Consider the following 12,583-nt stretch of genomic DNA (forward strand, 5'->3'; position numbering starts at 1 on the left):
TTAATTTTTTATAATTTATAATCTATAAAAAAAGCCCTTTTTTAAAAGGGCTTTTTTGTGAGATTAAATCAATTATTCTACTGTAAATTTAAGTTTATATGCTTCTTTACTATTATGTAAAATCAGATAATATACTCCACTCTGAATTGGACTTATATTAATTAGTTTCTTAAAGTTATCAGTTACTTTTATTTTTTCTTCACTATAAATTTTTCGTCCGCTTAAATCATAAATTGACAAATTGAAATTTCCTTCTTTACCTTTCATCAACAAGGTAAAAATCCCTTTATTAGGAACCGGTACTAATTTTAACGTTTTAGTATCAGTTATTTCAATTTCATCAATGGATAAAGAATTATCTACTTTTACTTTTATTGATGTTGACTTGTTGCAGAATGTTGGTGTTTGATATTCCAACGTAATAGTTTGATCTCCTTTTTCCTTCCATTTTACTGATAGTACGTTTTTATTTTCATTAACAATCTCACCTCCGGTAACTGTCCATTTATATGAATTCATGTCTGAAGCGGCTACATAGTTTTCAACCGCATTGACTGTTGAGGTTTCAGAACCGGAAATTTCTGATTCAAAGTATTGGATTTCACCTAATTGTATAGATGCTATACCGTTTCCTTGCAATCCGCTAATTTTTTTATGGAGATAATTCAAATTAACGCCTAAACTTATATCACCGTTATTTTTTAGACTTTCCAAATTCGAAATTTCAAACTCTCTGTCAGATATTGAATTTATTATTAAATCTTTACCTGATATTTTTATCCCTGCTGATTCGATCACTAATGCATCAACATTTAAATCCGATTTTACTATATCTTCAGTAAAATTTAATTTGATATGTTCTATCTCTGAACATGAAACAGTTCTTTTTGTAATTTGCAAGAAATTAGCTGAAAGTTCGTTTCCGTCAATGTAAGTATCTAATACTACAGGACTACTAGCATTTCCATATGAGTCGTAAACTATCGCTATGAATTTATTTTTGCCTTTAATGTTACCTATGGGTATCTCTATCAATCCTTTATTATCTTGAACTATTTCTTGAATTATTGTTTCATCGGATATAGTACCCATATATATAATAACTTTTCTATGATCTTCAACGGTTTCCATCTGCAACATAACATCATCTCCGGAAGTGATATTATCTGTTAATGATATACCTCTATCGGGTGTTAAGTGCATATTAATTACTGACAGAGGTTTTTCGAAACGAACCGTCCAATTTTTATTTACAGAACCGGTACCATAATTTCCAAATTCATCTATAAATCCTTCTTGATTTACTAGTAGCTTATAAGATCCTTCTGACTGAGTATAGTTACCTAATCCTGAAATTAAATAATGTATTTCATCTTGTTTAGTTACCGTAATTAAAGCTTTTTGATTTTCAGATCCTTTAATTAACTGAACCCATTCAGGCAAAAATTCAGAAGTGATCGGTTTGTTAATGGTTATAAGAACATCCGTTACATTTTGCGCATGTACAGCACCTTGATATTGAAGCTCAAATTGATCAACTTCCGGAAGATTTTTATCTACTTTCCATGAGAATTTTTGTACTATCAAACCTTTTGATCCATCTTCTGCTACCATTTCCGGTAAATTTACCTCTAATTCATAATTACCGTTTTCGACATTATATTCATTCAAACCACTTATTGTATATTTTATGCCTCCGGCTAGATTAGTTATTGTAATGTTTTCCAAAGGTTTTCCATTTAAAGAAATTTTTTCTTTATTAAATTGCTTCGAAGCTATTTTTTTATTGAAAATGATTTCTATACTGTTTAAGGGTTGTGAATTAAGTTGATCTGAGGTAAACTGCATAATTCCCAATTCTCCGATGACCTGAGTCCAAGAAACTGATTTTCCTTCTGTTCCTTCATTTCCTTTAAGATCTTTAATTCCCGCACATTGAACCGTTAATTCATAATATCCTGAAGTACGAGTTAATGCTTTTAAATCCACAACAAATACAGAATCATTAGTTATACCTATTTTAACATTATCTTGTGATAATTTAATTTCTGCTCCTTGATGTATTAGACGTAGATTCTTATAACTAAATGTTTGTTTCTGTATGGGTTTGTTAAAATGTACTTCCACATACTCAACGGGTTGTGTAGTGGTTTGCTCAGGAATATTCGCAAATGACACTACTTTCGGAACATTCATGTCTATGGGCGTATAATATAGTGTATAGGTAGTGGTTCTCTCTACTTTATCTACGAAATGAAGTTTATTTTCATATTTAGGATCTTTTCCGTCTCTTAAGGTTACAAAAGTTTGCCAGAAATTTTCAATAGGTAATTCTAAATTATCTGAATTACGAATAACTTTAATTAACTTATACAAATCTTTACCCGGATCGGTAATATTTCCATAATTCCAACCAATGAAAGAAGGTGTAATGCTTAACTGTGTAGTAACTTGCGATGGTGATATTTCGTTAGTTACTTTAGCGGCAGAAACTTGAGAAACTTCCTCACTTTCACCGTTAGAATAATAAATCATATCCGGCGTATCATTTAAATCTGGAATATCATTTACCAAGAAATCAGAAATATCATCTTGACATTTGCCGTATGCTTTTACACTTTTAATTAATTCATGTATATGGTATTCCTTGATCAAACTTAAATCTTTATTTCCATAACTATTTAAATGTTTTACCTTAATATCGTATTTTACAAAATGTCCTAATAAAGTGCTGGTAAACCACCATTGACCAACCATAGCTTTTTGCGGCGCAATTGAACCGAAATCGATATTTAACAATCCTAATTGCTTCGGTTGATTGTTCATTCTACTGCCGATCATTTCAAAATCTATCAATAAGCCTTTTCTATTTTCGATTATTTCCGGTTGCATGGATTGTACTTGAACATTTTTTGCGGTTCCATAGCCTTCATTTTTAATTAATAAAGACATTTCTGCCGGCACCATTGGCTCTACTTTTTCCGTTAATGGATCGTCACCGATAATATCTCGTTGCATAAAATAATGCAATACTAAATCGGGACTTGGATTTACTTCTAAGGTTACCGGAAATAATTTTGCTGATACTTTTTCTCCGGTCTCCGGATCCAAATAAGATAAGGTTCCACCAAACGAATATGATTTTGATACGGTAGGCGCTGCTTCTTTGGTCGGAATATAGATAACTGTTCCTATACCATTTGAATTAGCTCCTACTATTCCAGATCCGTTTAAAAATTCGTCCTTATTAATTTGGAATAAATGAGTTACATCTTTGTTATTTTCATCAGTGATTACCAAATTTAAATTAATATCTTTTATTTCTTTAGAAGAACTGTTATTTATTTCTAAAGTTCCTTCAAATGCTTCTCGGGTCATGGTCATTTTTTGCGAAAAACGAACACTGATTGTTGCGCATACTGAATTTTTTTGTTCTTCTAATTTGTCCCTTTCTTTCAATATTTCATTTAAGGTACTTTCAATTATTTGAGTTACGGGATTATTAGGATTGTCTAAATCTACTCTTTCACCATAACCTTTTTCATATGCATATTCATAAAGTTTTTTTATTGATATCAATGTATTTTCCAACTTTTTAAAATCAATAAGTTCTTCATCAACATATTTATTTTCATAATATGCCTCAATACTTCTAATCCATAAATCAGCAAACTCAATATTACCTGGGTCTCCTTCGGATTTATTAGCATATTTTCTAATTAAATTAAGTTCTTTACATTTTTCAGTTATTTTATTCTGAGCTAAATCATAACCATTTTTTAACTTTAATTCAAATTGTTTATATATTTTTTGAATTACTGTAGTATCAGTTTGAGTTATTTCTCTCAAAGTTTCGCTAGTTTCAGTAATATCTTTGACTATTCTAGAATCCATACAATCTTTATAAATACTAAATTTCTCATAAATCTTGTGGATTTTTTTTATAACTTCTAGATATTTAACTATACCTTTAGTTTGTTTGATCTCTTTCACCAAACACTCATAAGCATCTAAATTACAAACATTTAACTTTATTGATAATTCCTTTTTATCAAAATTAACTAAACATTTAAAAATTGATGTTAAGCTCTCTGAGTTAATTTTATTCTTTAGTGGATTTGGATTTGGTATAGGTGGATTTGGCGAAACAGGTGGATTTGGTGAAACAGGTGGATTAATTGATTCATCCTCATCATCTAAATCAGGAACATGTAGTATATGTTTAACAATATCAATATATATTTTCGAACTAGTGATTACGAATTCTTTCATTTCCTTTATACAATTCGTACAAGGATTATAATGATATAAACCTTCTAATAAATTTCCTCCATTTCCTCCACCAGGATAATGACTAGAATCATTACCACTCGGACCACCTATATTTAATGATTCTTCTTTTTTAGGATCCGGACATGGGTAAGTTTTCTCAAAAACATTTATTGAATTTATAGCTTCTTTAATTCCTGTATATTTATCACAATTATATTCATATTCTCCTCCGATTAGTGTTATAACACAATCATCATTTTCCGTACTTCCGTTTCCACCATTGCCATTATTACCACCATTACCGCCATTACCGCCATTACCGCCATTACCACCATTACCACCATTACCGCCATTACCACCATTGCCGCCATTACCGCCATTGCCGCCATTGCCGCCATTGCCACCATTGCCACCATTACCGCCATTACCACCGGAATTATTTTGTTTCTTTTTACAAACAATTAAAGGAATGGTTACTGTTGATTTTGCTTTAAGAATATCTATTGAACTTGTAAGAATCTGAAATGTATATCCTTTTTTTACAGGAACATTAATTTTAATATTTTCAGCCTGTATTAATCCATGATTTGTTAAAATAATATTAGTTGCAAAACATTGTCCTTCTTCTAAATTAACTATTTTATCTTGTAAATTCATTATTACTACTGGTTTCGGAACATTAGTTTCAAATTGAACATCAACATCTATTTGATATTTATCACCTAATTCTATAGGACTTACATTCCATGAATATGATATTGCTTTATAAGTTATAAAAGCTGATATCTTTTTAGTTCTTCCAGATTCAATCTGAATATTATTTTGATAAGAATCATGCTTATTAGCGGATACTAAGACCGAATACCAACCTTCCGGAATATTTTCAGCAGAAAATATTCCGGTACTATCGGTAATTCCTTGTGCAACTATGACACCTGTATATGGATGACGAACAATCACTTTAGCTCCTTGCACATGAGGCGCTTTTTCTGTATTGTAGGTATACTCATCAACAACATCAATTTGTAAAGTTCCTTTATTTTCTGATACAGTTTCAATAGTAAAAGGAATACTAATCCCATTACCATTAGATAAATTAAGAGCTATACTTCCTTTTAAAGGTACATTTATTTGTTGCTTATCCGTTGGTTTTAATTCTAATACTATGTTTAATGTATCTGAGGCTCCTAATTTATCAATTTTCTCAGGAGATTTCAATTTTAACCATTCCAATTTAGGAACATCTATTTTTATATTTTTAGCTTCGGTTGAACCTATATTTACAACTTTTACTTCATATAATCTCGATTTTCCTTTGACCATACTCGTGTTTATAGTTACAGGATCTACTATGAGCTTAGCTTTTTCCGTATGACAATAATACCAAGAGGTAAAAGGAGTTTTAGCCCCTTCATCTGAAATAAATTCTGCTCTTATTTCATAATATTTTCTTACTGACGATGCTGCATTAGGAATAAGGGTGTATTTTAAAACGCCTTCCTCACCGGCATTTAGATTTAGTGATTTAGTTTCCAGTTTAAAATCAGCAGCAGTTGGTAATTTCACTTGTATATTAGTGAGTGTTGTTCGAGTATTATTTTTCAATTTAAACTCTCCTTCCAATCTTTGTCCTTCGGTGACCTCCCATTTCAAATAGTCCGACGGTTTATTAACCCACTCTACTCCTAACAAATTGAAATCATCTTGTGCCTTAACTTTCATTCCCGGATAGCCTGCGGCTATTTCATAAAATCCGTTTTCTCCTTTGAGAGGAGCAAAATCATAGGCAAAATTTCCTGTGGCATTGGTTTTTATAGCAAACGATCTTACAAAACCTCCGTTATTTATGCTTATTTCAATAGGCTTATTAGCGGCTAAACTTCCATTAATATATTTTGCCGAACCTTTCATGGTTATGATTTCCCCCGGTTTATAAACTTTTCTATCAACCTGTATATCCGCTGTATAAGAAGGTTTTAACTCTATTTCTTTATAGGATTCATTATTAGTATATGTTAATTCTTCTATATTCTTATCTGAGTTTAGAACTGCCACTAAGTTAAAAGAACCTGCCCGATCCGGTAATTGAATTATATGTTTAAAATCTATACTTTTACCGGGATTGATTTCATTTTCAATTACCGCCTCATCAAAAGGTTTTAAATCTTTTATCGATGTATTTGTTGATAAATAGTATTCTATTTTCATTCCTTTAGGAAGCACAGAAAATCCTTGATTTTTAATTTCGATTGATATCTCTGTAACTTGCCCTCCCTCTACTGTTTCCGGGGCAATAATTGAATTTATAATTGCATCAGGCTTATTTTGATCGGTAACTAATATCCAACCGAACCCGGAATTATAATCCTGCGCTTCTGCCTGTATCCTAATCGTTTGATCTCCTTTAATCGTTGGGTCAATTAATGTATTAATTGTTACTTCAACAGATTGTTTTCCTGAAGGTATCTCAACCGTTTGTGGAATTTCCAAAATTGTTGGCGAATCAGATGAAAGTTTTACTAAAAGTGATTTAGTAAGATCTTCATTTCTTACCGTATTTCGAGATATAATAATTTTTGCTGCTTTTTTAATTCCTGCTTTTACTGTAGATGGATTGGCTTTAACTGTTAAGGATAAGCCATCATTATCTAAAATTGTTACTTTACTTTTATATTCTGTCCCCGATATTCCACTAGATGCACCACTACATCCACAACCTGGAATATATAGGGATGCAGTAACGGTAACTACTCTGGTACTGTCAACTATAGAATTATCTACTACTCCTATTGAAAATTTCTTTTGAGTTTGTCCGGGTGTAAAAACTAGTTTTGAAGGAATAAGTAAAGCATCCGCTATATCTGTATTTATTAAAAGGGTAGCATTACTTTCCGTATTATCTAACCTTCTAATAATTGCTGTAGTTGCGTAAGTCCCATCTCCTTCAGATATTGTTGTAGGAGATATGATAAATTCAAAAGTTGGAATGTTAGCTTTATTTAATTTTATATCAATACTCTCTTGTTTATAACCAACTGCACGGGCTGTGATTTTCGCTGAAAGTTCGGCTTCTGGAACTTTGGTTTCAATTGCTTCAACATCAAATGAAACTTCTTTCATTCCTGCTTTTACCAACAGTTCATCGGGGATTTTTAATCGTTTATTGTAATCTGTTTCTAAATTAACTTTAATATCAGTAGAAGGAACTTGCATAAAATGCAAGGTAATTTTACTTTTATCTCCCGGATTTAAATTATTAGAAGAAGCAGTTATATTAAATGATGGTATTTCATCATCTATAATTGTTATATCAAAAAAAGTCTCTTTATAATCATTCCCTGAAAATGTAATCCTTACTGTTCTATCGCCGTCAATATTCGTATTATCTATGGGTTTCGCATAGATAACTGCTGTAGATGCTCCATTTTTAATGGTAACGGATTCCGGAAGTGCAAACTGATTTTCTATAGAGCTTTGAATAGTAAAAGTTTGATCTTTTGATATATCTCCGCTTCGGTTTAACAATATTTTAATTTTATCTTCAGAATTTTCAAGAATTTTATTTTTATCAGTTTCAATAAATAATACTTTATTTAAAAATATTGAATTAGCAGAAAGTGCTTTATTGTTTTCTTTATCTGAATCAGGTTCTTTTACAGATGATTCAGCTATAATATTTACTTCTAATTTACAATTTCCATCAAAACCGATAATTTTAGGTAATTTAAATTCTCCTTGCCTTATAATATTATCATTTTGATTTAAATCATTTTTATAAAAAATTGAACCTAATAAATATTTTTGATCGGTTATCTCTGAAACAAGATACACTTGTTCTGTCCAACCTCCTACGGCAATTTTTTTTCCTAAATTTTTAACTTTCCACGAAGCTGTTAGTGTTTTATCGGGTACAGCTTCTGACCCTAAAGTTGTAACTTCAGAAACTTCTAAATCGGGAGAAAAATCTTTTTTAATTAGCAATTTTCCTCCTTGATGGTTAGAACCTACATCCTGAATTTTAGTTGAACTTACTATAACATTTTTTAATAAAATATCAAAAGATTGCCCGTCTTTATAAGTAATTGGTATTTCAATAGGAATTTCAATAAGAGTACCTCTATTTCCTTTAAAGACTTTATTAGTATAGGAAAATACCATGAAATGATAATTCCCATCTTTATCCAAATTAGTAAATAGTACATGATCTTCTCCTTTACGATCTTGCTTCAAAATACTTTCTTTATCATATACAATTAAACCTTTCGGAACAACTAATGTAAATTCTACACCAATAATAGGATCACTATTAGTTAAATCTATATTTATTTTCGTTTTTTCACCTATACTTGCTGATACACTCGGAATTTGTAAACTATTCTGAGCAGATAACATAGTTATCCATAATGTAAAAATGATTTTAAATAGCGTTTTTATTTTCATAATCATTATTTTTATTAATCGGTTACTAAGATTTTTCTTTTATATGTTTTCTTATAATTTCTAAATTTTTGTTCTAAAAAATAGATATATACACCTGGCGTGAGGTTGCCTTTGAATAAAGTATACTCACAATTTCCTTGGTTTACCGGCAAATTTTTTACAACCTTTACTACCCTTCCTTGAAGATCATATAAAGTTAATTGAACATCTAATGCATTATCCGGAAGATAATACTTTATAAAAGTTTTCTCTGAAAAAGGATTAGGTGTATTAGTTACTTTATTCGATAAATCATTAGCTTCATTAGTATCCTCAATATTTAATAATTTACCATTAATTTGGAACACAATTTCTTCGGCCTTTTCATTGGACAATAGTCCAGATACTATATTACTTCCTGAAGGAATTTGAGCTATGGGATGTTTTCCAACTTTAAGTCCATCTTTAGTGCTAAAGCATAGTATACTAATTAGTTCATGATTCTTAGAAACATGTAAAGTAAAATCTTTTGGATTTAGTAAGGATATTATATTTTCATTTAATCCACCTTTTAATCGAATATCAAAAGCTGAAACCGTTTGATCAAAATTTTCTAAATATAAAATATTGTTTTCAATACTTAAATTATTAGTCAAGTTTCGAGAAGTAACTTCATTTTTAACTTGAGGATTTTTTTCTAAAGTATTACTCTGAATCTGATTTACTAATAGTAATACATCCAGTAAATTTATATCAGAATCCTTATTTATATCAGAAGCGGAATAATTAAAATATTTAGGATAAATAGATTGCAAATAATTTAAAATTGTTTGTATGTCAAGAACATTAACTACACCATCCATATTTGAATCTCCGTCTTTATATGTCAAAATATAGCTTATATTACTATATTTTGTTGTGCCTGATATCTGTTTTAAGATTAACTCTTGATTGGTTGGAATATTCCATCGTTGAATTAAGTCTACTAATTTTATACCTTTCTCTGGTATAGTTATATTCTTACTGAAATCACCAATAGTGATCGAATAACTTTGATTAATAAATTTTTGTGATTTATGATCGTATCGATTTATGCTTGTATCTTTTATCACAGTTTGATCAGATAATGGTAATTTTCCTAAATCAATAGTTTGACGATCCAAAATGACTGTAACATTTGATGGAATTATTTTTTCAATACCATTTATACGGTTAGAAGAAAGATTTATCGATTTAAGTTTAGGTAAATCTGCTATTTCTTTCGGAATTATTCCGTTTAAATTATTGTCGGAAAGATTTATTTCAATGATATGTCCTTCATTATGAATTATCCCTTTCCAAGATTGTATATGTAGATTATTTGATGAAATATCCCATTTTTCTTTCCATTGATCACCGTTTGTTTTTTGGTATAGCTTCACCAAAGCTCGATATTCTTCGTCAAAGACCGGAGTGGTAGATTGTCGTACAATGCCTTTATATCTGTTATGTGAACCTGACGCAGAACCGTCTGATTGCCAAATTGCTATGGAAGCATTATCGGGTATTTCTGATATATTTATATCTGAGAAAATGATCAAACTGTCTTTAGCTGTACTTTTGGAAATATTTAAATTATTAGCCTGTAAGTAAAATGTATTTTTAGCTTTGAAATCAGAATTTTTAGTATCGTATAAATTAATTTTATTTAGCTTAACGATAATTTTATCATCTTTTAATTCTAAATATTCATCTTTGCTGCTCTCTTGATTTCGTATATCTGCATTGTTAAAAGTTAATGGATGATCAATATCGGTAAAAGAATTATTCGATAAATCAAGCTCATTTATTTCTTTTAATTCATTTAACACTATTGAAGGAATATTCCCGGAAAAATTATTATTAGATAAAATCAATTTTTTTAGTTCTTTTGATTCCGACAATGAGGCAGGAATGTTTCCGGATATTTTATTACTTAAAACATTTAAAATCTTTAATTTTTTTAAATTACCTAATGATATGGGTAATTCCCCTTCGATTTCATTTGAGTTTAAATTTAGAACTTCAAGATATTTCAATCCTGAAATTTCCTCAGGAATAGTTCCCATCAACAAATTATTTGGTAAAGAAATGGATATTATATGTCCATCTTTAATTCCTACACCATACCAATTTTCTATATGTAGGTTATTTTTCGACACATCCCATTTATTTTTCCATAGAAATCCTAATGTAGAAGAATGAAACTTTTTTAAAATTTCAAATTCAGTAGCTTCCACCTGTCTACCGAAAGTTAATTTATCATAATATATGTTTGTGCCTTGTGCATATCCTTCCGTTTGTTCAATTCTTACCTTATCTCCATATTTTACTCCCCACGAAGCTATATCCTTAAAATATAACATTCCGTTATTAGAATAAGTTGATCCCTTTCTTACATTATTAATATATATATTAAAAATATATTTTCCATTAAGGTTTGAAGATCCATTACTTATGGAGAAAACACAAATTTGCGGAAGTTCGATAATCAATTCATTAGTGCCCGTTTCTAATTCTGAAATTTTAATAGCTTGATTTTTAAAATTTAAATTTGAAATTGCCCAATGATCTTGAATTAATGATTTTGGTATATCTTGTATTTGATTTCCATCAACTTCTAAGGTTGTTAAACTGATCATATTTCCTATGGTGGAAAATAATTGACTTATATTATTCTTACTTATAATCAATGTTTTTAATTTCCCCATTTCTCCCCAACTTTCAGGTAAAACTCCTTGTATTTTACATCTTGATAAATTTAAATATTCTAAATTCTTTAATTTCGATAGTACTTCCAAATTTGAATTGCTTATATCTATAGCATCCAAGTAATAGGAATTAAAATTTAAAATTTTTATGTATTCAAGGTTTATAATACTTTCCGGCAGTTTGCCTTTTACATTATAAAAATAATATAAACTAAGTCCGGTGACATGTCCATTCTCTACTGTTACTCCACTCCATGGTATCTCATGTAAATTATTCTCCGATATATCCCATTTTTTCCATTGATATGAGCCACTCCAATTCGAGCCGTTCAATTGGTTGTAAATATCTACCAAGGCTTGGTATTCTTTTTCAGGTACTTTCGGTAATTCTATATTTACTTGGGAAAATCGTAGATAATTGTCTCCCATGTAGGTATTATTTTGTGTATACGTTTCTTGATATAAATATAGATCATCTCCTTTTTTAATTGTTGATAATAATTCTTTGGGTATAGTTACTATTCCTTTTTCTGACACCGGCAGGTATTCTACTATTTGACTACCTCTTAAATAAATACGAAGTAATGGTTTTTGACTGAAGTCGTTTTTTAATCTATTATATAAAAATAGTTGGGGTAAATTTATTTCTACATCTTCCCCTTTATATGTGAATAAAGGTAAAGTAATGGTTTGCTTTCTTAAATTGTAATCCGTTATGCTATAAGGTAAAAATCCCTCTATGGATGAAATTTGATTACTATAAAATTTTACTGTCTTTAAGCTTTTGATCTCTTCCAGTTCTTTGGGTACTTTTTTGAAATTATTATATGAAAGATCTAAATATTCCAACTTACATTTAGAAATTGATGGGGGTAATTCTTGTATTTGATTCCCATCTAATTCTAATCTTATTAAATTTTCCATATTTCCTATAGTAGAATTCATTTGATATACACTTGAATAACCTATATTAAGATATTTTAATTTCTGTAATTCTCCCCAACTTTCAGGGATTGGTCCCCCTATTTTGCTTCCATATAAGTATAAGCTTTCTAAATTCTTTAATCCCGATAAAACACTCCAATCCGTTCCCTGAAAATCTTTTTCTATATAATATGAGGATAAACTTAAATAATTTAAGTACTCCAAATTTTTTATACTTT

2 protein-coding genes are annotated in these 12,583 nt (G+C 29.8%); both read right to left on the reverse strand.

The genetic code is table 11. From position 1 onward, the window contains the following. Positions 1-72 precede the first annotated feature (72 nt). The gene (locus J3U20_RS02065; RefSeq protein ID WP_160542195.1) at positions 73-8,712 is read right to left on the reverse strand and encodes a CARDB domain-containing protein; all 8,640 of its coding nucleotides are present in this window, start codon (positions 8,710-8,712) and stop codon (positions 73-75) included. 14 nt (positions 8,713-8,726) lie between these two features. After that, complete coding sequence (locus J3U20_RS02070) at positions 8,727-12,569, reverse strand: dockerin type I domain-containing protein (protein WP_160542196.1); 3,843 nt, start codon at positions 12,567-12,569, stop codon at positions 8,727-8,729. Positions 12,570-12,583: the final 14 nt, after the last annotated feature.

Source organism: Apibacter sp. B3919 (assembly GCF_026537405.1).
Lineage (GTDB): Bacteria > Bacteroidota > Bacteroidia > Flavobacteriales > Weeksellaceae > Apibacter.

Excerpts from the sequence above, each read along its gene's own strand:
- J3U20_RS02065 (WP_160542195.1), bottom strand. The coding sequence starts at position 8,712 with ATGAAAATAAAAACGCTATTTAAAATCATTTTTACATTATGGATAACT.